The 21,514-nt window shown below is 57.1% G+C and carries 19 protein-coding genes; 6 read left to right on the forward strand and 13 right to left on the reverse strand.

The window, feature by feature from the left end:
- Positions 1-74 precede the first annotated feature (74 nt).
- The 7 genes from aroB to SOM48_RS00380 all read right to left on the reverse strand — a co-directional run bounded on the left by aroB (position 75) and on the right by SOM48_RS00380 (position 5,333).
- Positions 75-1,163 (reverse strand): 3-dehydroquinate synthase, encoded by a 1,089-nt coding sequence (gene aroB, locus SOM48_RS00350; protein WP_076769396.1) that lies wholly within the window; start codon positions 1,161-1,163, stop codon positions 75-77.
- Between the two features lie 54 nt (positions 1,164-1,217).
- On the reverse strand, positions 1,218-1,739 hold the full coding sequence (aroK, locus tag SOM48_RS00355; RefSeq protein ID WP_002920267.1) for a shikimate kinase AroK: 522 nt from the start codon (positions 1,737-1,739) through the stop codon (positions 1,218-1,220).
- 286 nt (positions 1,740-2,025) lie between these two features.
- Positions 2,026-3,261: a DNA uptake porin HofQ gene (hofQ, locus tag SOM48_RS00360; RefSeq protein WP_312199500.1), complete on the reverse strand. Its 1,236-nt coding sequence runs from the start codon at positions 3,259-3,261 to the stop codon at positions 2,026-2,028.
- The gene (locus SOM48_RS00365; protein WP_320511204.1) at positions 3,227-3,580 is read right to left on the reverse strand and encodes a HofP DNA utilization family protein; all 354 of its coding nucleotides are present in this window, start codon (positions 3,578-3,580) and stop codon (positions 3,227-3,229) included. Before SOM48_RS00365 ends, hofQ begins: the two co-directional genes overlap by 35 nt.
- Positions 3,564-4,025 (reverse strand): HofO family protein, encoded by a 462-nt coding sequence (locus tag SOM48_RS00370; protein WP_320511205.1) that lies wholly within the window; start codon positions 4,023-4,025, stop codon positions 3,564-3,566. The genes SOM48_RS00365 and SOM48_RS00370 overlap by 17 nt, the downstream gene beginning before the upstream one ends.
- Positions 4,009-4,548 carry a PilN domain-containing protein gene (locus tag SOM48_RS00375; RefSeq protein ID WP_320511206.1) on the reverse strand — a complete coding sequence of 180 codons (540 nt, stop codon included), beginning with the start codon at positions 4,546-4,548 and terminating at the stop codon, positions 4,009-4,011. Before SOM48_RS00375 ends, SOM48_RS00370 begins: the two co-directional genes overlap by 17 nt.
- A complete protein-coding gene (locus SOM48_RS00380; RefSeq protein ID WP_320511207.1) occupies positions 4,548-5,333 on the reverse strand; it encodes a DNA utilization protein HofM in 786 nt (261 codons plus the stop codon). The genes SOM48_RS00375 and SOM48_RS00380 overlap by 1 nt, the downstream gene beginning before the upstream one ends.
- Before the next feature lie 119 nt (positions 5,334-5,452).
- On the opposite strand from SOM48_RS00380, the gene mrcA reads away from it, so the two are divergent.
- Positions 5,453-8,005: a peptidoglycan glycosyltransferase/peptidoglycan DD-transpeptidase MrcA gene (gene mrcA, locus SOM48_RS00385; protein WP_042717420.1), complete on the forward strand. Its 2,553-nt coding sequence runs from the start codon at positions 5,453-5,455 to the stop codon at positions 8,003-8,005.
- Between the two features lie 67 nt (positions 8,006-8,072).
- On the opposite strand, the gene nudE is transcribed toward mrcA, so the two are convergent.
- Positions 8,073-8,633: an ADP compounds hydrolase NudE gene (gene nudE, locus SOM48_RS00390; protein ID WP_042717419.1), complete on the reverse strand. Its 561-nt coding sequence runs from the start codon at positions 8,631-8,633 to the stop codon at positions 8,073-8,075.
- Positions 8,634-8,950: 317 nt separating this feature from the next.
- On the opposite strand from nudE, the gene SOM48_RS00395 reads away from it, so the two are divergent.
- The 5 genes from SOM48_RS00395 (at position 8,951) to pckA (ending at position 15,088) form a co-directional block, all read left to right on the forward strand.
- The gene (locus SOM48_RS00395) at positions 8,951-11,086 is read left to right on the forward strand and encodes an intracellular growth attenuator family protein (protein WP_042717418.1); all 2,136 of its coding nucleotides are present in this window, start codon (positions 8,951-8,953) and stop codon (positions 11,084-11,086) included.
- 66 nt (positions 11,087-11,152) lie between these two features.
- Positions 11,153-11,830 (forward strand): GMP/IMP nucleotidase, encoded by a 678-nt coding sequence (yrfG, locus tag SOM48_RS00400; protein WP_054802626.1) that lies wholly within the window; start codon positions 11,153-11,155, stop codon positions 11,828-11,830.
- On the forward strand, positions 11,830-12,231 hold the full coding sequence (gene hslR / locus SOM48_RS00405) for a ribosome-associated heat shock protein Hsp15 (RefSeq protein WP_023481974.1): 402 nt from the start codon (positions 11,830-11,832) through the stop codon (positions 12,229-12,231). Before yrfG ends, hslR begins: the two co-directional genes overlap by 1 nt.
- Positions 12,232-12,255: 24 nt before the next feature.
- Positions 12,256-13,134, forward strand: a complete 879-nt coding sequence (gene hslO, locus SOM48_RS00410; RefSeq protein WP_054802627.1) for an Hsp33 family molecular chaperone HslO — start codon at positions 12,256-12,258, stop codon at positions 13,132-13,134.
- Positions 13,135-13,468: 334 nt separating this feature from the next.
- Positions 13,469-15,088 (forward strand): phosphoenolpyruvate carboxykinase (ATP), encoded by a 1,620-nt coding sequence (gene pckA / locus SOM48_RS00415; protein WP_320511208.1) that lies wholly within the window; start codon positions 13,469-13,471, stop codon positions 15,086-15,088.
- A 62-nt stretch (positions 15,089-15,150) separates the two neighbouring features.
- On the opposite strand, the gene feoC is transcribed toward pckA, so the two are convergent.
- The 5 genes from feoC to greB all read right to left on the reverse strand — a co-directional run bounded on the left by feoC (position 15,151) and on the right by greB (position 21,339).
- Positions 15,151-15,390: a [Fe-S]-dependent transcriptional repressor FeoC gene (gene feoC / locus SOM48_RS00420; protein ID WP_042717405.1), complete on the reverse strand. Its 240-nt coding sequence runs from the start codon at positions 15,388-15,390 to the stop codon at positions 15,151-15,153.
- An 11-nt stretch (positions 15,391-15,401) separates the two neighbouring features.
- Positions 15,402-17,720 carry a Fe(2+) transporter permease subunit FeoB gene (feoB, locus tag SOM48_RS00425; RefSeq protein WP_320511209.1) on the reverse strand — a complete coding sequence of 773 codons (2,319 nt, stop codon included), beginning with the start codon at positions 17,718-17,720 and terminating at the stop codon, positions 15,402-15,404.
- A gap of 30 nt (positions 17,721-17,750) precedes the next feature.
- Positions 17,751-17,978 carry a ferrous iron transporter A gene (gene feoA, locus SOM48_RS00430; protein WP_023482091.1) on the reverse strand — a complete coding sequence of 76 codons (228 nt, stop codon included), beginning with the start codon at positions 17,976-17,978 and terminating at the stop codon, positions 17,751-17,753.
- A 449-nt stretch (positions 17,979-18,427) separates the two neighbouring features.
- Entirely contained in the window at positions 18,428-20,764 is a 2,337-nt protein-coding gene (locus SOM48_RS00435; protein WP_320511210.1) for a Tex family protein, read from the reverse strand.
- A 101-nt stretch (positions 20,765-20,865) separates the two neighbouring features.
- Complete coding sequence (gene greB, locus SOM48_RS00440) at positions 20,866-21,339, reverse strand: transcription elongation factor GreB (RefSeq protein WP_023482054.1); 474 nt, start codon at positions 21,337-21,339, stop codon at positions 20,866-20,868.
- Positions 21,340-21,514 lie beyond the last annotated feature (175 nt).

Here is a 21,514-nt window from a genome sequence, read left to right on the forward strand (position 1 = left end):
CAAAGGCGTATGCCACTGATGCATATCGCCCGAAGTTAAACGCCACGCAGCGCGTGAACAGACCTTTCTTATCGTTACGCCTGCTGGCAATCAGCAATAGCGCTAAGTACTACGTCGTGCGACACTCCGCCGCGAACTTCACTCTTCCCTATGGCCAGCGGAAGCACTAAACGCATCTCTCCCGCTAACACTTTTTTATCGCGCATCATGTGCGGCAGGTAAGCCTGCGCCGCCATTTCACGCGGCCCCTCAACGGGTAAACCGGCGCGTTTTAACAACGCTTTGATGCGCTGCGTATCTGCTGCGCTAAACTGCCCGAGGCGTTCTGACGCGTGTGCCGCCATCACCATCCCGGCAGCAACGGCTTCGCCGTGTAGCCAGTTACCGTAGCCCATCTCCGCCTCAATCGCATGGCCGAAGGTATGACCAAGATTGAGTAAAGCACGTAAGCCGTGTTCGCGCTCATCGGCGGCGACGACCTCCGCTTTCAGTTCGCAGCAGCGGCGAATACAGTAAGCCAGCGCCGCGCCATCAAGGCGCAGCAGAGCGTCCATATTCTCTTCCAGCCAGCTAAAGAACGCGCCGTCGAGAATAATGCCGTATTTGATCACTTCCGCAAGACCGGAGGAGAGTTCACGGGCAGGAAGGGTTGCCAGGCAGTCGAGATCGACCACAACCGACGCGGGCTGATAGAACGCGCCAATCATGTTTTTGCCAAGGGGGTGGTTTACCGCCGTTTTACCGCCAACGGAGGAGTCAACCTGAGAAAGGAGCGTGGTCGGCACCTGGATAAAGCGCACGCCGCGCTGATAGCTGGCCGCAGCAAAACCGGTCAAATCGCCGATTACGCCGCCGCCGAGCGCGACCAGTGTGGTATCGCGCCCATGTGGTTTTTGCAACAGTGCGGTGAACACCGTGTCCATCACCGCCAGGCTTTTGTACTGCTCGCCGTCAGGCAGGATGACGCTATCGACATTAACGCCGGCCTGTTCCAGCACGCTACGTACCCTATCAAGGTAGAGCGGTGCCAGGGTTTCGTTGGTGACCAGCATAACCTGATCACCAGACTTCAGAGGCGCGAAGGAAGCTGGGTCGTTAAACAAACCAGCCGCGATGGTGATAGGGTAACTACGTTCCCCGAGAGTAACGGTGATCCTCTCCATGACGCGACATCCACCTTAGTTGCTTAAACCTACAGGCCGTCTATTAAGCCTGATTTAGTTGCTTTCCAGCATATGAATAATCTGGTTCGCCACCACTTTCGCGCTCTGATCGTCAGTACGGATGGTCACGTCGGCAATCTCTTCGTAGAGAGGATTACGTTCGTCGGCCAGCGCTTCCAACACTTCACGCGGCGGCGCGTCCACCTGCAGCAGGGGACGTTTTTTATCACGTTGAGTACGTGCCAGTTGCTTCTCGATAGTGGTTTCCAGATACACCACTACACCGCGGGCGGAGAGACGATTACGGGTTTCGCGGGATTTCACAGAGCCGCCGCCGGTCGCCAGAACGATGCCCTGCTTCTCCGTCAGCTCATTGATGATCTTTTCCTCGCGATCGCGGAAACCTTCTTCACCTTCAACATCGAAGACCCAGCCCACATCAGCTCCGGTTCGTTTCTCAATCTCTTGATCAGAATCGTAAAATTCCATATTGAGTTGTTGAGCTAACTGACGCCCAATAGTGCTTTTGCCGGCACCCATAGGCCCAACCAGAAAGATATTGCGTTTCTCTGCCATTTTTTCGGTACTACTAAGACTATTCGTTGATGATAAACCCGCTTCGCAAACGTACGGCGTAGCAGGACATGAACTGAAACCTCATATGCGATAGTGCGAGAGTCAGATCGAAAATTATCTCAGTACTCCGGCTTGTTTGGCAACTGAATAAACACGTTATCCCTCTTACCGCCCTTTATTATTCGGAGACCGCTGACACTCAAATCGGTACTCCTTGTAAGCTAAATCATCTCCCACGTCAAACACCTGGGCCAAGTTACGGCGAAAAAGGGGCGTTACGGCAGATTTAATGTACCGCTGCCAGCCTGGGGGTAATAAAGACCACCAGTTCGCGGCGATCCCCCTCTTTTGCTTCCTGGCGAAACAGACGGCCGAAGCCGGGAATAGCACCAAGGCCCGGAACCTGGGTTCTGCCATTACGCCTCTTTTGCGAGAAGATGCCACCCAATGCCAGCGTTTCACCGCTTTTCACCTCCACCACGGTTTCAATCTCCTGCTTATCAATCGCCAGCGCTTCGCCTCCGGCCTGCTGCAGTACCTGGCCGGGCATATTCTGGCTGATGCGCAGCTTCAGGCGCACCCGCCCGTCCGCCAACACCGTGGGGGTCACCTCCATGCCCAGCACCGCCTCTTTAAACTCAACAGCCGTGTTGCCGCTCTCTCCATTCGCCACCTGGTAAGGGATTTCACTCCCCTGTTTAATGCTTGCGGGCTGAAGATGGGAAGCCAGCAGGCGCGGGCTGGCGATAATCTCCAGTTGCTGCTTCTGTTCAAGCGCGGAAAGCTCCAGCTCAAGAAGACGCGCATTAATACTGCCGATATTAAAGCCGATGCGCGTTGTGGCGCTGGCAACGCTGTGATCTGCCGCCAGAGTGCTCACCTGCCCGCGCGTGGCGGCAGGCTCTTGCCCGAGCCCCCACTTCACGCCAAGCTCACGCAGGCTTTTTTCATTAATAGTGACGATCCAGGCCGCCAGTTCGACCTGCTCAACGGGCAGATCCATCTGCGCGATCCACTTTTCTAGCGCGGCGAGGCTCTCTTTATTATCCCGCACCAGTAAGCGGTTAAGGCGCGTATCAACGGTGATGGTCCCCTGAGCACTGATTAGCTTCTCTGCGGCTTTTGCCAGCTCAGCGGCATTCGCATGGCGCAGCACAATCCCGCGCGTCAGCGTTGGCGCGTTCTTTTTACGCCGCGCCTGCGCCGCCTCCCGCTCAGCCAGCTTCTGCTGCTGCCACGAGGCGGTATGCACCTGCCAGATAGCGCCCTGCTGACTCAGAATTAACCCTGCGCTGGCCGCGACGGTCTGCATCGCCTGTAACCAGGGCACTTCCGTCAGGTTAAGGGAGACGACACCGCTCACCTCCGGCGGGATAACGATATTCTGTTTTTCCAGCGTCGCCAGCGCCTGCAGCGCCTGTGCGACAGGCACCTCGTCAACGCTCATCGTCACCAGAGGCGCGGCACTGACAGCCGCCACTGGCAGACTAAAGAGCACGACGCTTGCTATCCATTTCCTCATCCAGAGTTCCTTTTCGTTTCCAGCGCCATGTTGAGGGGGCGCACGCCTTCCCTGTTGCTATCTCTGTTTCATCTACGTTGATGGCGGTAACGCGCCAGCCGGGTGAAAGCGTGTCGCCCACGCTTACCCGGTGCCAGCGTCCTGCCGCATCGCGGATGATGGCCAGCCGCTGCCCGCTTTCAATAACGCCGTGCAGTTGCCAGGCGCGGAGCTGCGCAAGCTGGCAGCGATCCGGTGGAGGCTGAAAAGGATCGCGCATACCGCACAGCACAGTGACGATCCCGAAGGTGAAAAGCAGGCGTTTAACCATCAGCGTCATGCTCCAGTTGCAGCGTAAAACGCAGCCCGCTTTCGCTGGCGGAGAGAGAAAATGCCGGAATCTGCATACCACGCTCTGCCAGCAGTGAAAAGGTCTCAACAGCCTGCGGCCAACGGCTCTCCAGCACCAGTTCACCGCCGCCCTGCATCGGCTGCCAGCGCAAGAGCTGCCGCGCCTGGCCGTGAAAGTCGAGCGGGCTAAAGCGGCGCACCTCCGTAACAGTGCTTTGCGCTTCCGGCAGCGCCAGCGCGCGAAGCTTTCGCCACTCTGCCTGTAACTCTGGCTGGAGGGCGCTCTGCTGACGCTGCGTAAGGCGTTGCGTCTGATTCAGCGGGCGGATGGCGAACCAGCCAATAAGCAATAGGCCGATAAGCATTGCGGCCAGCCAGCAGACCGCCCGCATGCGGGGAGACAGGGCGAGCCAGACTTCAGGGTTTAGCGCCATCGATCTGCCCCCGGCTCAGCTGGTAGGTAAATTGCCAGAGCCCCTGACCATCACGCGAGGCGCTCCCCATCGGCTGAAGGTGAAACCCCGCCAGCTTTTGCAGCCGCGGCTCGAACTCGCCCAGGGCGTTGACGGCGCGTGCCAGGCCGTGGATTTCAAGCTGGTTCTGCCGCCAGCGCAGCTGCGTCAGCCAGGCGTTTTCCGGCAGCGCGGCCGCAAGCGTAAGCAGCGTTTGCCGCCAGGCGGCTGTTATCTGCCGCCGACGCGCTTTCTCCTGCGCCAGCTGCCACTGCTGTCGCCGCAGGCGAAGCGGTTGTTCTTGTGCATGCAACGCGGCCAGCAGCGACCGATCCGCCGCCAGCCAGAGTGTGCCGCTACGCCCGGCCTGAGCGCGCTGCGCATGCCATAGCGTACCGCCCAACGACAGGCTCACTACGCTTGCCGCCGCGATTGCCACCCAGAAGCGCAAACAGCGCCGCCGCTGCAGCTGTCGCCACGGCATAAAATTGACCGCAGGGCGCATCAGTACCCCCTGGCGATCGCCAGCCCCAACGCAACGGCATAGCGCTGGCTTGCATCCGGTAGCGGCGGCTGGCGCGACGGCACCGCGCTCCAGCAGTCGAACTCCCCCACACCTTCGCCGCACTGGATAATCTCATCCGGGGGAAGTGCGAGCAGCGCGCCAAGCTGCGCGACATTTTCCGCCTCTTCGCGTGCTCGCCGCCCCCAGCTCTCTTTTGTCGCCCACAACCACTGGCGCTCATCGCACCAGGCGAGACAGCGCACCGGTGCCGCTAACGAGGGCAGCAGCGGCTGAAGAGCACAGGCATCGGGCGTGATAGAGGAGAGGTGGAGTGAAAGCTGCTGCGCGATCTCCAGTAGCGCGGCGATATCCCGGTTCTGCGCGGCGGTCACGCCGTAGCTTCTGGCGGGCTCATCCTCGGTGAAGTCGAAGCAGAGATCGCTTTGCGCCATCTCCAGCTCGCGCGCCATCGCCTGTGAAACCCAGCCGGTCAGTGCAGGTTCACGCAGCGTCACCGCCGGGCGCGGCAACCTTCGCTGCAGCGTCTGCCCGGCGGGAAAGGCGATGCGCGCGCAGTGGCGCTGCGGCAAAGCATGGCGCCATGGGCGCAGCGCAGCGAGCAGCTGCTCCGGTGCCTTAATCCGCCCCTGAACCACCGCGCCACTGGGGAGAGGAAGGTGCCACCAGCGGCGCAGCGTCCGCCCGGAACGCCCAGCGGAAAGCGCCACGATAAAGACGCCATCCTGTTGAATATGCACACCAATTTGCCAGTGCCTGAATGTCATAAATTACGATCTCCTTATCGTCTCGCTGGCGGACGCTATATCAATGCTCAAGGCTTGCCTTTATACTACCGCGCGGTTGTTTATAAACTGCCCAAGTGACTCTAAATGGGAAATCTCCAGTGAAGTTCGTAAAGTATTTATTCATCCTTGCAGTCTTTTGCATTCTGTTGGGAGCAGGCTCGATTTACGGTCTGTACAAATATATTGAGCCGCAGCTACCTGACGTCGCCACGCTGAAGGATGTCCGGCTGCAGATTCCAATGCAGGTCTATAGCGCCGACGGCGAGCTGATCGCGCAGTATGGTGAAAAGCGCCGTATCCCGTTGACGCTGGATCATATTCCGCCGGTAATGGTGAAAGCCTTTATCGCCACGGAAGACAGCCGCTTTTATGAGCATCACGGCGTCGACCCGGTAGGGATCTTCCGTGCGGCCAGCGTGGCGCTCTTCTCCGGCCACGCCTCGCAGGGTGCAAGTACCATTACGCAGCAGCTGGCGCGTAACTTCTTCTTAAGCCCGGAACGCACAATGATGCGTAAAATCAAAGAGGTGTTCCTGGCGATCCGCATTGAGCAGTTGCTGAGCAAAGACGAAATTCTCGAGCTCTACCTCAATAAAATTTATCTCGGTTACCGCGCTTACGGCGTGGGTGCAGCGGCACAGGTCTACTTTGGTAAAAGCGTCGACCAGCTCACCTTAAGCGAAATCGCGGTGATTGCCGGGCTGCCAAAAGCACCCTCTACTTTTAACCCGCTCTACTCTCTCGAACGTGCTACCGCGCGACGTAACGTAGTGCTGGCGCGTATGCAGAGCGAAGGGTATATCAGCGAGCAGCAGGCTGATGAAGCCCGTAGCGAAGCTATCGACGCTAATTACCATGCCCCGGAAATCGCCTTCTCTGCCCCTTATCTCTCCGAGATGGTGCGCCAGGAGATGGTGAGCCGCTACGGTGATAAAGCCTACGAAGATGGTTACCGCGTTTACACTACTGTGACGCGCAAAGTGCAGCAGGCCGCGCAGGATGCGGTGCGCAATAACGTGATGGATTACGACATGCGTCACGGCTATCGCGGGCCGTCTAACGTGCTGTGGAAAGTGGGCGAAGCGGCGTGGGAGAGTAAAAAAATCACTGACTCTCTGAAAGCGCTGCCGACTTATGGGCCGCTGTCGCCTGCCGTTGTCACCAGCGCCGATCCACAGGAAGCGACCGCGATGCTGGCGGACGGTTCGACGGTCTCGCTGAAGATGGAAGGTGTGCGCTGGGCGCGCCCTTACCGCTCGGATACGCAGCAGGGCCCGACGCCGCGCAAAGTGACCGATGCCGTTCAGGTGGGTCAGCAGATTTGGGTTCGCCAGGTTGGCGACAGCTGGTGGCTGGGACAGGTGCCGGACGTCAACTCAGCACTGGTGTCGATTAACCCGCATAACGGCGCGGTAATGGCGCTGGTAGGTGGTTTCGATTTCAACCAGAGCAAGTTCAACCGCGCCACGCAAGCGCTGCGCCAGGTTGGCTCGAATATCAAACCGTTCCTGTATACCGCCGCGATGGATAAAGGCCTGACGCTGGCGAGCATCCTTAACGATGCGCCGATTTCGCGCTGGGATGCGGGCGCGGGCTCCGACTGGCGACCGAAGAACTCGCCGGATGAGTATGCCGGGCCGATCCGTCTGCGCCAGGGTCTGGGGCAGTCGAAGAACGTAGTAATGGTGCGCGCGATGCGTGCGATGGGCGTTGATTACGCGGCAGAATATCTGCAGCGTTTCGGTTTCCCGGCGCAAAACATTGTGCATACCGAATCCTTAGCGCTCGGCTCTGCCTCCTTTACCCCGTTACAGGTGGCTCGTGGTTATGCGGTGATGGCCAACGGCGGCTTCCTGGTTGACCCTTACTTCATCAGCAAAATCGAGAATGTTCAGGGCGATAAGCTGTTTGAAGCGCGTCCGAAAGTCGCCTGCGCCAATTGCGATATTCCGGTGATTTACGGCGAAACGCCGAAGTCGAACGTGCTGGAAAACAAGGACATGGAAAACGTCGCGACCTCGCAGGAGCAGCAAAACCCTGCCGTCCCGATGCCGCAGCTGGAGCAGGCAAACCAGGCTCTGGTTGAACGCACCGGCGCGGAGGAGTATGCGCCGCACGTCATCAGTACGCCGCTCTCCTTCCTGATTAAGAGCGCGCTGAACAGTAACGTCTTCGGCGAGCCGGGCTGGCAAGGTACCGGCTGGCGCGCGGGTCGCGATCTCAAGCGCAATGATATCGGCGGCAAAACCGGTACCACCAACAGCTCGAAAGATGCCTGGTTCTCAGGCTACGGTCCGGGCGTGGTGACATCGGTGTGGATTGGCTTCGACGATCACCGCCGCAACCTTGGCCGCACCAGTGCTTCCGGCGCGATTAAGGATCAGATCTCAGGTTATGAAGGCGGCGCGAAGAGTGCGCAGCCGGCGTGGGATGCTTATATGAAAGCGGTGCTGGAAGGCGTTCCGGAAGATCCGCTTACGCCGCCGCCGGGCGTGGTAACGGTCAATATTGACCGCAGCACCGGGCAGTTAGCCAACGGTGGTAGCAGCCGTCAGGAGTACTTTATCGAAGGAACGCAGCCGACTCAGCAGGCGGTTCATGAAGCGGGCACTACGCTTATCGATAATGGCGAGACGCACGAGCTGTTTTAGCGCAGCCACTGCACAGAGATATAAAAAAGGGCGCTTTCGCGCCCTTTTCTTTTATTGCTTGCTGCGGTTAAAGCCGCCCCTGCCCTTTGAGCCACTCACGCACTAAGAAGAGCGCGCTGACATTGCGGGCTTCGTGGAAATCGGGGTCTTCAAGCAGATCCATCAGATGCTTTAACGGCCAGCGCACCTGCGGCAGCGGCTCAGGCTCATCGCCCGGCAGGGATTCCGGATAGAGATTTTCCGCCACCAGGATATTCATTTTGCTGGAGAAGTAGGAGGGTGCCATGCTCAGTTTTTTCAGAAAAGTGAGCTCGTTCGCACCAAATCCAACCTCTTCCTTTAGCTCCCGGTTGGCCGCTTCATATATACTTTCACCCTCGTCGATCAGGCCTTTGGAGAAGCCCAGCTCGTAGGATTCGGTCCCAACCGCATATTCACGGATCAGAATCAGGTGATCGTCGATGATCGGCACAATCATTACCGCTTCACGATTAGAGGGGCGCATGCGTTCATAGACCCGACGCACACCGTTGCTAAATTCCAGATCCACGCTTTCGACGTTAAAAAGTCGTGATGAAGCCACGGTTTTGACGTTGAGAATGGTGGGTTTTTGCAATGATTTGCTCATTATTATCGGTCTTTGCAGAGAAACTTTCGTTATTGTGCGACACTACGCACGCCCTGGGCAATCTCCTTTGCCGCTTATTTACATTCTTGCAACCTATCTGAAATCAATTCGCATTTTCACTAAAAAGTCAATAGCTTGAAATAAAACTAAGAATTTGCTGATATTCCCGCCAGGGGGCTTTTGCTATTCTTCCCAACGATGGTATGCGCTTAAAAATACTCAAGTTAATTTCTTGCTTATCGCGGCCAACCACATTAGATATTTACGGGAAGGGTGCAACTGACTACACCTGTTTGAAAAAGTAAGATGGGGAAAGCATGAGCACCATTTTGATTTTTTTAGCTGCTATGCTGGCCTGCGCATTCCTCGCCGGATGGATTTACAGGTACAGGTCGCAACGTCGATACCGACTGCCTTACTTACCGGCATTCTCCGGCGCGACGGCTCGCAAATTGACTCCAGAAGAGCGCGACGCCGTCGAACGCTACCTGGAATCGCTTTCCCGTACCCAAAATACCCCAGGCCCGACCGGCGCGACTGCCGCTCCTGTCCCGATTAAACTTACCGCACACAGTAATACGGTGCTGTTTGTCGCCCATCCCATCACGCGCTACGGCATCACTACCGATGCGCCGAATAAATGGCGCTACTACCTGGACTCCGTTGAGGTCCATCTCCCGCCATCATGGGAGCAATATATTAATGATGAGAATAATGTTGAGCTGATTCGCACCGACTCCATGCCGCTGGTGATTGCGCTTAATGGGCACACGCTTAGCGAATATATGTATGAAGAGCGCGGCAGCGAACTACAGCATATTGGCTCAACCCATTCGGCTATCCGCGGTGAAGAGAGTGAACAGATTGAACTGCTCAATATTCGCCGCGAAAGCCCCTATGAACATACTCTGAACCGTCCGGACGGCATGCGCGAAGCGCTGCTGATCTGCGCCTCATTCCTGATGTTCTTCTTCTGCCTCGCGTCGCCGGAAGTTTTTGTTCCGTGGATGGCGGGCGGCGGCGTGTTGCTGCTGGCGGCCGGGCTGTGGGGGCTTTATGCCCCGCCGGCGAAAAACACGCTGCGCGAAATTCATTGCCTGCGCGGGACGCCAAAGCGCTGGGGGCTGTTCGGTGAAAATAATCAGGAGCAGATGAACAACATCTCGCTCGGTATTATCGATCTGATTTATCCAAAACACTGGCAGCCCTTTATTACCCGTGATTTAGGCCAGCAAACCGATATTGATATCTATCTCGATCGTCACGTCGTGCGCCAGGGGCGCTTTTTGTCACTGCATGACGAGGTAAAGAATTTCCCGCTCCAGCACTGGGTGCGCAGCGCGGTGATCGCTCTCGGCTCGCTGGTGGTGCTGGCGATGCTGCTGATCTGGGTGCCGCTGGATATGCCGATCAAATTCACCGTGTCGTGGATTAAAGGCGCGCAAACAGTTGAAGCCAGCAGCGTAAATCAGCTTGAATCCGCCGGTCTGCGTATCGGTGATACGCTGCGCATCAGCGGCACCGGGATGTGTAATATTCACACGCAGAGCAACTGGGCCTCGCGCCAGACCTCGCCGTTCACCCCGTTCGACTGCTCGCAGATTATCTGGAACAACGCCCCTCCTCTGCCGCTGCCGGAATCGGATATTGTGACCAAAGCCACCGCGCTGGCGCAGGCAGTCAGCCAACAGCTGCATCCGACCACGGAAGAGGATTCCCGCGTCAGCCCGGTGTTGCGCTCCGCTATTCAAAAATCCGGCATGGTTCTGCTGGATGATTTCGCTGATATCGTGCTGAAAACTCAGGAACTTTGCTCTGCTGAAGATGAGTGCCTGCGCCTGAAAAATGCGTTGGTAAACCTGGGCAACAGCAAGGATTGGGAGACGCTGACTAAGCGCGCCAGTGAAGGCAAGCTTACCGGGGTGAATGTGCTGCTGCGCCCGGTGAGCGCAGAGTCCCTCGACAACCTCGTCACCACCTCGACCGCGCCGTTTATTATGCGTGAAACCACGCGCGCGGCGCAGGCGCTGAACAGCCCGGCTCCGGGCGGCTTCTTAATTGTCAGCGAAGAGGGTAATGAGCTGGTCGATCAGCCGTGGCCGCCGATGGCGCTCTACGATTATCCGGCACAGGAGCAGTGGGCCGAGTTCCAGCGCCTGGCGCAGATGCTGATGCAGACGCCGTTCCACGCTGAGGGGATAATCACAAGCCTTGTGACCGATGCCAACGGCACCAAACATATCAGCCTGCACCGCATGCCGGATGCCGCCGGTTTATGGCGCTATGCCGCCACCACCCTGCTGCTGGCAGCAATGCTTTTATCCAGCATCTACAATGGCGTGCTGGCGCTGCGCCGCTATCAGCGTAACCGCACCCGTATCGAAGAGATTCAGCAGTACTACGAGAGCTGCCTGAACCCCCGCCTTATCCCCAGCGAAGATAGCCTCGGCTGATAACGATCTGCTGCGCGAGCTGTGTTAACCTTTCGCGCAGATTTTTCTCTGGCTGGAGCCCTTCTCATGCACATTGATATTGCCTGGCAGGACGTCGATACCGTTCTGCTGGACATGGACGGCACGCTGCTCGATCTCGCCTTCGATAACTATTTCTGGCAACAGCTGGTGCCGCAAACCTACGGTGAGAAAGCGGGTTTAACGCCGCAAGAGGCCCAAAGCGCCATTAGCCAGGCCTATCACGACGTGCAGCATACGCTAAACTGGTACTGTCTGGACTACTGGAGCGAACGGCTTGGGCTGGATATTTGCGCCATGACTACCCAGCAAGGGGCGCGCGCCGTACTGCGTGAAGATACGGTTCCGTTTCTTGATGCGTTGAAAAATAGCGGCAAGCGCCGCATTTTGCTGACCAACGCGCACCCGCATAACCTGGCGGTTAAGCTTGAACACACGGGTCTGGCGGCGCACCTTGATTTATTACTTTCCACCCATACATTTGGTTATCCGAAAGAGGATCAGCGCTTGTGGCAGGCTGTCGCCAGTCATACCGGCCTTGATCCCGCGCGGACGCTGTTCATTGATGACAGCGAGCCGATTCTCGATGCCGCCGCGACATTTGGTATTCGCTACTGTCTCGGCGTCGCCAATCCAGACTCCGGGTTGGCGGATAAGCGCTATTTGCGCCATCCGGCCATGAACGACTACCGCCGCTTACTCCCCTCGCTTCTAAAGGAGATGTAATGAAACAGCAGCCTGCGCAAGAGGTCCGCCTGGATAAATGGCTCTGGGCAGCGCGTTTTTATAAAACCCGCGCCTTTGCCCGCGAGATGATCGACGGCGGAAAGGTGCACTACAACGGGCAACGCAGCAAGCCGAGTAAAATCGTCGAGCTGAACGCTACCCTGACCCTGCGTCAGGGCAATGATGAGCGAACCGTGATCGTAAAAAGGATTACCGATCAGCGCCGTCCGGCAAGCGAAGCCGTTGAACTGTATGAAGAGACGGCAGAGAGCATTGAGAAACGCGAAAAAATGGCGCAGGCCCGCAAGCTCAATGCGCTGACCATGCCGCACCCCGATCGCCGCCCGGATAAGAAGGAGCGCCGCGATCTGATGAAATTTAAATCCGGTGGCAGCGAGTAACGCGCACCCGCAAGAGAGAAAAACATGGCCAATCAAGACCAATTACACCGCTACCTTTTTGAAAACTATGCCGTGCGCGGCGAGCTGGTAACCGTCTCCAATACCTGGAAAGAGGTGCTGGAAAACCACAACTACCCGCTGCCGGTGAAAAACCTGCTCGGCGAGTTACTGGTTGCCACCAGCCTGCTGACCGCAACGCTGAAGTTTGCCGGGGACATTACCGTGCAGGTGCAGGGCGATGGCCCGATGAGCCTTGCGGTGATCAACGGCAACAACCGTCAGCAGATGCGCGGCGTCGCACGCGTACAGGGCGAGATTGCGGACGATGCAAGCCTGAAAACGCTGGTGGGTAACGGTTATCTGGTGATTACCATTACGCCGGAAGAGGGCGAGCGCTATCAGGGCGTGGTTGGCCTCGAAGGCGAAACGCTGGCCGAATGTCTGGAAGATTACTTCCAGCGCTCCGAACAGCTGCCGACGCGCTTGTTTATCCGCACCGGTGATGTCGAAGGCCAGCCGGCGGCAGGCGGTATGCTGCTGCAGGTGCTGCCGGCGCAGGATACGCAGGCGGAAGACTTTGAACACCTGGCCGTGCTGACGGAAACCGTCAAAGCGGAAGAGCTCTTTACCCTGCCGGCGAATGAAGTGCTGTGGCGTCTCTATCATGAAGAAGAGGTCACCCTTTACGATCCGCAGGACGTTGAGTTCAAGTGCACCTGCTCGCGCGAGCGCTGCGCAGGTGCGCTGAAAACCCTGCCGGATGAAGAAGTGGACAGCATCCTCGCCGAAGAGGGCGAAATCGATATGCACTGCGATTATTGCGGTAACCACTACCTCTTCAATGCGATGGATATTGCGGAGATCCGCAATAACGCCTCCCCTGCTGACCCCCAGGTTCATTGATAGCAGTTATTAATCGCCGCCTCCGGGCGGCGTTTTTGTCTCGCCGATCACGTTTCCGTTAAAATCCTGCCTGTAAGTGTTACGTAATTCTCTTTCATGAAAGCGATTACAGTCACAAAGCAAAGGTTAAAAATGCCGTCCCGCGCCGTTTTAAGAACATTTCCCCGATGAATGTAATAAATTTTGGCATAATCCGTGCCGTTAAGTGACCTCAATCACAGCGTTTTCGTCAGACTGGGCTTTGAGCCAGGTAAATCTATGAACCTCGTCCCGGTTGCGGCAAAGAATCACCCCTACACTTTCAGGCAGTACATTTTGGCTAAGGAGCAGTGACATGCGTGTTAAGAGTTTAACCCCGCAAGATCTCAAGGCTTATGGAATCAACGATGTTCAGGATGTCGTTTACAACCCCGATTACGAAACGCTGTATCAAGAGGAACTTTGTCCGGACCTGGAAGGGTATGAGCGCGGCGTATTGACCACCTCAGGCGCGGTTGCCGTCGATACCGGCATCTTTACCGGCCGCTCACCGAAGGATAAGTACATTGTTCGCGATGACACCACGCGCGACACCGTCTGGTGGTCTGATAAAGGCAAAGGCAAGAACGACAACAAACCGCTCTCGCCACAAGTGTGGCAGCATCTGAAAGGCCTCGTCACCGAACAGCTCTCCGGCAAGCGTCTCTTTATTGTCGATGCCTTCTGCGGCGCCAACCCGGACACCCGCCTCGCGGTGCGCTTTATTACAGAAGTGGCCTGGCAGGCGCATTTCGTCAAAAACATGTTTATTCGCCCGAGCGATGAAGAGCTGGCAGAGTTCACGCCGGACTTTATCGTGATGAACGGCGCGAAGTGCACCAACCCGCAGTGGAAAGAGCAGGGCCTCAACTCAGAGAACTTTGTTGCTTTCAACCTGACCGAACGCATCCAGCTAATTGGCGGGACGTGGTACGGCGGTGAGATGAAGAAAGGGATGTTCTCAATCATGAACTACCTGCTGCCGTTGCAGGGCATTGCCTCGATGCACTGCTCGGCGAACGTCGGCGAAAAAGGCGATGTTGCCGTCTTCTTTGGCCTCTCCGGCACCGGCAAAACGACCCTCTCCACCGATCCGAAGCGCCGTCTGATTGGCGATGATGAGCATGGCTGGGACGACGACGGCGTCTTCAACTTTGAAGGCGGCTGCTACGCGAAAACCATTCGTCTCTCTGAAGAGGCGGAGCCCGATATTTTCCATGCTATTCGCCGCGATGCGCTGCTGGAAAACGTCAGCGTACGCGCCGATGGCAGCATCGACTTTGACGATGCGTCGAAAACAGAGAACACCCGCGTCTCCTACCCGATTTACCATATCCAGAATATTGTTAAACCGGTCTCGAAAGCGGGTCACGCTACCAAAGTGATCTTCCTGACGGCGGATGCCTTCGGTGTGCTGCCGCCGGTATCGCGCCTGACCGCCAGCCAGACGCAGTATCACTTCCTCTCCGGCTTTACCGCTAAACTCGCCGGCACCGAGCGCGGTGTCACCGAGCCGACGCCAACCTTCTCCGCCTGCTTTGGCGCAGCCTTCCTGTCGCTGCACCCGACGCAGTATGCCGAAGTGCTGGTAAAACGCATGCAGGCCTCCGGCGCGCAGGCTTACCTGGTGAATACCGGCTGGAACGGCACCGGCAAACGCATCTCCATTAAGGATACGCGCGCGATCATCGATGCCATCCTCAATGGTTCGCTGGACGATGCCGAAACCTTTACCCTGCCGATGTTTGACCTGGCGATCCCGACCTCGCTGCCGGGCGTTGAGAGCCGTATTCTCGATCCGCGCGGAACCTACGCGTCGCCGGAGCAGTGGCAAGAGAAAGCCACGCAGCTGGCGAAACTCTTTATTGAGAACTTCGAGAAGTATACCGATACCCCTGCGGGTGCCGCGCTGGTCAGCGCCGGGCCGAAACTGTAATCCGGTTACGCAAGAGAGACAAAACCCGCCGAAAGGCGGGTTTTTTTATGGCAATTAATCGGTTAGCGCAGCATCCACCACTCGCGCGAACAGGCGGCTTTGCCCTCCGGACACGCTTTGCAGCTGCCGGTCAAACAACCACTCGCCTCCTCTTCAACACGCACCGCGCGCCCCATGGCTTCCAGCCGCGCCAGCATGGCGTCAATTAACGCTTTGGGCGTGTGCAGGGCGAGGCTGAGCTGGCTTGCCTCCATCCGCCCCTGCAACGCCAGCAGATCGCGTACCTCAATAAGCGATGCCATCACGCGACTCCTTAATGACAGTCGCTTGCCGGGCTGTCACAGCAGCTGGCCACCGTTCTGCGCGTAGCCAGCAGATTCACATTCACGCGGCTGCGCGCCCGGCGCAACACGCTAATCACTAACACGTTAAACACCACCACCGCCAGGATGCAGGTCAGGCTGTAGAGCGGGTGCTGATGGAAAGTGACGGTTTGATAGAAGAGCGTGGAGAGCGAGTAGGCGATATTCAGCCCCCACAGCACCGAGAAACCCATCCAGCCGCGGCTGGCTTCGCGGGCAATCGCACCCATCGCCGTAATGCATGGCACGTAGAGCAGGACAAAAATCAGGTAGCTGTAGGCCGCGTCCGCACTGCCGAATTTCTGGCTCATCACCCCCATGGTGCCGGTCGCCATTTCGCCGTCGCCCTTGCTGGCTTCAATCGGGTTAGCAAGCACGCTCAGGCTGAAGGTCTCTTTGATGGAGCTGCCGGTCTCTTCCAGCGCGGCGATCAGTTCATCGCTCAGGCTGAATGTCGCCGGGTTAAAAGCCTCCTGCTCAATATTTTCCGCGGTGTAGAGCGTGTTGAGCGTGCCGACCACCACCTCTTTTGCCATCGCGCCGGTGACCAGCCCGACAGTCGCCTGCCAGTGGTCGCCCTGCACGCCAATCGGCTCTAACAGCGGGGTAAAGACACGGCTGATGGAGGCCAGCGCCGAGTCGTTGATGTTGTGCACCGTACGGCCATTCAGCGAGAAGCTGTTCATTGCACTGAGGAAAATGCTGACGATGATGATCACTTTCCCGGCGCGGATAACAAAGCCTTTCAGCCGCTGCCAGGTTTGCAGCAGCAGGCTTTTCAGATGCGGAACATGGTAGACCGGTAGCTCCATCACAAACGGCGACGCTTCACCGCGCAGCAGGGTGTATTTCAGCATCAGCCCGGTAAGGATCGCCATTACCACGCCCAGCAGATAGAGCGAGAAGACCGCCACCGCACCCTGCTGGCCGAAAAAGGCGGCGGCAAAGACGGCAAAAATCGCCAGCCGCGCACCGCAGGACATAAACGGCGCCATCATGATGGTAATCAGCCGCTCACGCGGTGCATCAAGCGTACGCGCGCCCATCACCGAGGGCACGTTACAACCGAAGCCGACAATCAGCGGTACAAAGGATTTGCCCGGCAGACCCAGCGACTGCATCAGGCGGTCCATCACAAACGCGGCGCGCGCCATATAGCCGGAGTCCTCAAGAAAGGACATAAACAGGTACATCATCCCCAGTTGCGGCACCAGCGGCAGCACAGTATTCACACCGCCGCCCAGCCCCTGCGCGAGAAAGACCGTCAGCCACTCCGGGAAGTGCAGCGTATAGCCGAGCCACTGAATGCCGTGGATAAAGATCGCCACCGAACCGGCATCAAAAATGGGTGAGAACGCCCCGCCAATATTGATGGCGAAGAGGAACATCAGGTACATGACAAACAGGAAGATCGGTAAGCCGAGAAAGCGGTTGAGAATGATGCGGTCAACGGCGGCGGTGAAACGGCTTGGCTCGGCGGTCAGCGTATTGCTGACGGTATCGCAAATCGCGGCGATGGCCTGGTAACGCGCATCGGCGATATGCAGCGCCGGATCGTCCATCTCCGCCTGCAAACGCGAAAGCGCGGCGTTAAGCTGGCTGTCGGAAATATCGGCATTGGCGCGGCTATAGATATCCCCTTCCAACATCTGCAAGCCCATCCAGCGGCGCTGCTGCCAGGGAAGCGCGTCGTGCATCTGCCCGGCCAGCGTATCCGCCTCGCGCGCCAGCGGCAGCGCATAATGCACCAGCTCGACATTGTCATTGGCACGGTGGCGATCGATGGCGAGTTTCAGCGCCTCGATCCCGCGCCCGCGCGTGGAGACCAGCGGGATCACCGGGCAGCCAAGGCGGCTGGCCAGCGCATCGATATCAATGCGCAACTTCTGCTTTTCGGCGATATCGAGCATGTTGAGGGCGATAATGCACGGCACGCCAAGCTCCAGCAGCTGTAACGTCAGGTAGAGGTTGCGCTCAAGGTTAGAGGCATCCACGACGTTTATCAGCAGATCGGCATCGCCGTTCAGAATGTAGTGGCAGGCAATCTGCTCATCGAGAGAGGTTTGCGCGGAGATGGTGGTTAGCGAGTAAGTGCCGGGCAGATCAACCAGCGTGACCTGGTGGTCGGTGGTGGTAAAGAGCCCCTCTTTGCGTTCAACGGTGACCCCGGCCCAGTTGCCGACGCGCTGGCGCGCACCGGTTAACTGATTGAATAACGTTGTCTTGCCTGAATTGGGGTTGCCAATTAAGCCAATGGTCATTTTTTTCATTTTATTTCGCACCCCGCGAAAACGTTGCGATTAACGTGAAACCACTTCTAATTTGAGAAAGGCGAGATCTTTTTTTCTTAACACTAAATTAACGCGGCGCGTTTCGATATGCACCGGATCGCCCAAAGGGGCAACGCGAACAACATTAAAAGAGGAGCCGGGCAACATGCCGAGGGATAAAAGTTTCTGCCGCCATGCCGGGCTTATTTCTGGCGAGAAACCGAGAATTTTCCACGCGCTATCAGGAGAGAATTGCATAGAGCCTACTTATCTTTTCTGCGAGTCAATATCACTCATGCGTCGTTGAGACGTACCGTTGGTCATCAAAGAGAGAAGGAGTGAACCTGTGGCTGCGATGATAATGAGAATGGTTTCTATCAGCAATCCAAAGCGTGCGCTTCCGGCGGGGATAATTAAAAAGTTACGCTCTTTTTGATGTAGAACAATATTTGCCACATCGGAATTTTCGGGAACAAATAGTGACGAGAGAGTCAGAATAATAAGAATAAATTTATATTTGGCAGCCTGGTTTAATAACACAGCGAAATATAATAAATGACGTCAATATTAGCTCAATCGCTAAGGGCACACGGAATAGCTTAAATTTCCTCACGATTTTCTTCAGCGAAAAATAAAACCCTAAGCGCAACGGAGAAAATAAGCAGCGGGCGAGAAAAAGCCCTCTTCAGGTGAAGAGGGCTTTTCTATTAGCGTTTCTTACCCATCGCCGCCGCCAGCGCATCCATCATTGCGCTGTTGCCGGCAGGCTGCGTATCACGACCGCGCGGTGCTTTCGCCGGACGGGCAGCGCTGCGGTTGCTGTTATCACGGTCATTACCGTTGCCACCGCGGCGCGGTGCGCTTTCACCCGGCTGCTCATTGAGACGCATAGTCAGCGCGATACGTTTGCGTGGCAGATCGACCTCCAGCACTTTCACCTTCACGATATCGCCCGCTTTCACCACCGTATGCGGATCTTCAACGAACTTATCCGCCAGCGAAGAGATATGCACCAGCCCATCCTGGTGGACGCCGATATCGACGAACGCGCCGAAGTTGGTGACGTTTGTCACCGCCCCTTCCAGCACCATGCCCGGCTGGAGATCGTTGAGGGTTTCAACGCCTTCCGCAAAGGTCGCGGTTTTGAACTCCGGACGCGGATCGCGGCCCGGCTTCTCCAGCTCTTTGATGATGTCGGTCACCGTCGGCACGCCGAACTGCTCATCGGTAAACTCTGACGCTTTCAGCTTGCGCAGCTCGGTGCTGTTGCCCATCAGATCGCGCAGAGATTGCTCAGTCGCCGCCAGAATGCGCTCCACCACCGGGTAGGTTTCCGGGTGAACGGTAGAGGCATCAAGCGGGTTATCGCCGTGGTTGATACGCAAAAAGCCCGCGCACTGCTCAAAGGCTTTCGGCCCAAGGCGGCTCACTTTTAACAGCTGCTGGCGGTTCTGGAACTGACCGTTTTCATCGCGCCAGGCGACAATATTCTGCGCCATCATGCGGGTTAACCCTGCCACGCGTGTCAGCAGCGGCACAGAGGCGGTATTGAGATCGACACCGACGGCGTTCACGCAATCTTCCACCACCGCATCGAGTTTGCGCGCCAGTTGGCTCTGGCTAACGTCATGCTGATACTGGCCGACACCGATAGATTTCGGGTCAATCTTCACCAGCTCGGCCAGCGGATCCTGTAAACGACGGGCAATCGATACTGCGCCACGCAGGGAGACGTCCAGCTCCGGGAACTCCAGCGCCGCCAGTTCAGAGGCGGAGTAGACCGATGCCCCCGCTTCGCTGACAATCACCTTCTGCGCCGTCACTTTCGGGAACTGTTTCTGCACATCAAGGAAGAAGCGCTCGGTTTCACGTGAGGCGGTGCCGTTACCAATCGCCACCAGCTCAACGTTATGCTTTTCGCACAGCGCCGCCACGGCCACTGCCGCTTTAGCCGCCTGCCCGGTGTGGGGGTAGATGGTGTCAGTAGCGACCAGTTTGCCGGTGCCATCGACCACTGCCACTTTCACGCCGGTACGTAAACCGGGATCGAGACCCATCGTAGCGCGCAGGCCAGCTGGTGCGGCCATCAGCAGATCGTGCAGGTTGCGGGCGAAGACGTTGATCGCCTCATCTTCTGCACGCTCACGCACGGTGCCCATCAGCTCTGTCTCCAGATGCATCAGCACTTTAATGCGCCAGGTCCAGCTCACCACGCCTTTACGCCAGCTATCCGCCGGGGCGTTATTCAGGCGCAGGCCAAGGTGATCGATAATAATCTGCTCGCCGTGGCTCTCTTTTGGCGGCTCATCGAACTGCGGATCGGCGTTCAGCGAAAGTTGCAGAATGCCTTCGTTACGCCCGCGGAACATCGCCAGCGCACGGTGAGAAGGGACGGAGGAGAGCGGTTCATGATGATCGAAATAGTCGCGGAACTTGGCACCCTCCTCCTCTTTCCCGGCGACAACCGTCGAGACGAGATGGGCGTTCTTCCACAAGTAGTTACGCACTTTCGCCAGCAGCGCGGCGTCTTCCGCGAAGCGCTCCATCAGGATATAACGCGCGCCGTCGAGGGCCGCTTTGCTGTCGGCAACGCCTTTGTCGGCATCCACGAAGGTCGCTGCAAGGGCTTCAGGATCCTGCGATGGATCGTTCCACAGCGAATCGGCCAGCGGTTCGAGACCCGCTTCAATAGCGATCTGCCCGCGCGTGCGGCGTTTCGGTTTGTAGGGAAGATAGAGATCTTCGAGTTCAGTTTTGCTCAGGGTGCCGTTAATCGCCTGCGCCAGTTCATCGCTCAGTTTGCCCTGCTCGCCGATCGATTTCAGGATCGCCTGGCGGCGCTCTTCCAGCTCGCGCAGGTAGCCGAGACGGGTTTCAAGTTGACGCAGCTGCGTGTCGTCCAGACCGCCGGTCACCTCTTTACGGTAACGCGCGATAAACGGGACCGTGTTGCCTTCATCAAGCAGGCGAACGGCGGATACCACCTGTTCGGTTCGTGCCTTAAGTTCACCCGCAATAATGCGGCAGAGCGAATCATTCATCATGTCTTTCATCATCTTCTGAACAAAAAATCAGGGGACAGTTATACGGACTGACACCGCAAAATGCCAGCCGTCGGCGGGCGCTCTCAGACTCATCCGGGCACTTATTTCACGTAGACAATCTCGTTGACGTACCAGGTCGCTTCACCACCCGGTGTCTGCACCACCGCCACATCGCCGACCTCTTTTTTCAGCAGCGCGCGGGCCATCGGCGAATCGATGGAGATGTAATCTTTGCGGCCGAAAATTTCGTCGTAGCCGACGATGCGAAAACGCAGGGTGTCGCCATCGTCGTTTTCAATCTCCACCCAGGCACCAAAAAAGACCTTTCCTTCCTGTTGCGGCGAATAATCGACGATTTTTAAATTTTCGAGGCATTTTGTCAGGTAGCGCACGCGACGATCGATTTCGCGCAGGCGTTTTTTGTTGTATTGATAATCAGCGTTTTCACTGCGGTCGCCGAGGCTTGCCGCCCAGGTGACCTTTTTTGTCACTTCCGGGCGCTCCTGACGCCAGAGAAAATCGAGTTCCTGCTTCAGTTTGTCGTAACCTTCACGGGTAATCAGGGGCGTTTTCATTGATCGGCCTTATTAATGTCTTCGCTGCACTTTACAAACGGAACGCGGTAAGGTGCGGATTAATCATGCTTTATGTGATGCAATATGCATATAAGCTGCTGTTAAATATGCTTTGTAACAATTTCGACTAGAATGTATACCAGATTTCGCTGGTCGTTAACGCGCACTTTTTTAG

It is taken from the genome of Kosakonia sp. CFBP8986 (assembly GCF_034044935.1).
GTDB classification, from domain to species: Bacteria; Pseudomonadota; Gammaproteobacteria; order Enterobacterales; family Enterobacteriaceae; genus Kosakonia; species Kosakonia cowanii.

Bases quoted from the DNA above. Each gene is read 5' to 3' on its own strand.
- aroB (WP_076769396.1), bottom strand. From the start codon at position 1,163: ATGGAGAGGATCACCGTTACTCTCGGGGAACGTAGTTACCCTATCACC.
- aroK (WP_002920267.1), bottom strand. From the start codon at position 1,739: ATGGCAGAGAAACGCAATATCTTTCTGGTTGGGCCTATGGGTGCCGGC.
- hofQ (WP_312199500.1), bottom strand. From the start codon at position 3,261: ATGAGGAAATGGATAGCAAGCGTCGTGCTCTTTAGTCTGCCAGTGGCG.
- SOM48_RS00365 (WP_320511204.1), bottom strand. From the start codon at position 3,580: ATGACGCTGATGGTTAAACGCCTGCTTTTCACCTTCGGGATCGTCACT.
- SOM48_RS00370 (WP_320511205.1), bottom strand. From the start codon at position 4,025: ATGGCGCTAAACCCTGAAGTCTGGCTCGCCCTGTCTCCCCGCATGCGG.
- SOM48_RS00375 (WP_320511206.1), bottom strand. From the start codon at position 4,548: ATGCGCCCTGCGGTCAATTTTATGCCGTGGCGACAGCTGCAGCGGCGG.
- SOM48_RS00380 (WP_320511207.1), bottom strand. From the start codon at position 5,333: ATGACATTCAGGCACTGGCAAATTGGTGTGCATATTCAACAGGATGGC.
- nudE (WP_042717419.1), bottom strand. From the start codon at position 8,633: ATGAGCAAATCATTGCAAAAACCCACCATTCTCAACGTCAAAACCGTG.
- SOM48_RS00395 (WP_042717418.1), top strand. From the start codon at position 8,951: ATGAGCACCATTTTGATTTTTTTAGCTGCTATGCTGGCCTGCGCATTC.
- yrfG (WP_054802626.1), top strand. From the start codon at position 11,153: ATGCACATTGATATTGCCTGGCAGGACGTCGATACCGTTCTGCTGGAC.
- hslR (WP_023481974.1), top strand. From the start codon at position 11,830: ATGAAACAGCAGCCTGCGCAAGAGGTCCGCCTGGATAAATGGCTCTGG.
- hslO (WP_054802627.1), top strand. From the start codon at position 12,256: ATGGCCAATCAAGACCAATTACACCGCTACCTTTTTGAAAACTATGCC.
- pckA (WP_320511208.1), top strand. From the start codon at position 13,469: ATGCGTGTTAAGAGTTTAACCCCGCAAGATCTCAAGGCTTATGGAATC.
- feoC (WP_042717405.1), bottom strand. From the start codon at position 15,390: ATGGCATCGCTTATTGAGGTACGCGATCTGCTGGCGTTGCAGGGGCGG.
- feoB (WP_320511209.1), bottom strand. From the start codon at position 17,720: ATGAAAAAAATGACCATTGGCTTAATTGGCAACCCCAATTCAGGCAAG.
- feoA (WP_023482091.1), bottom strand. From the start codon at position 17,978: ATGCAATTCTCTCCTGATAGCGCGTGGAAAATTCTCGGTTTCTCGCCA.
- SOM48_RS00435 (WP_320511210.1), bottom strand. From the start codon at position 20,764: ATGATGAATGATTCGCTCTGCCGCATTATTGCGGGTGAACTTAAGGCA.
- greB (WP_023482054.1), bottom strand. From the start codon at position 21,339: ATGAAAACGCCCCTGATTACCCGTGAAGGTTACGACAAACTGAAGCAG.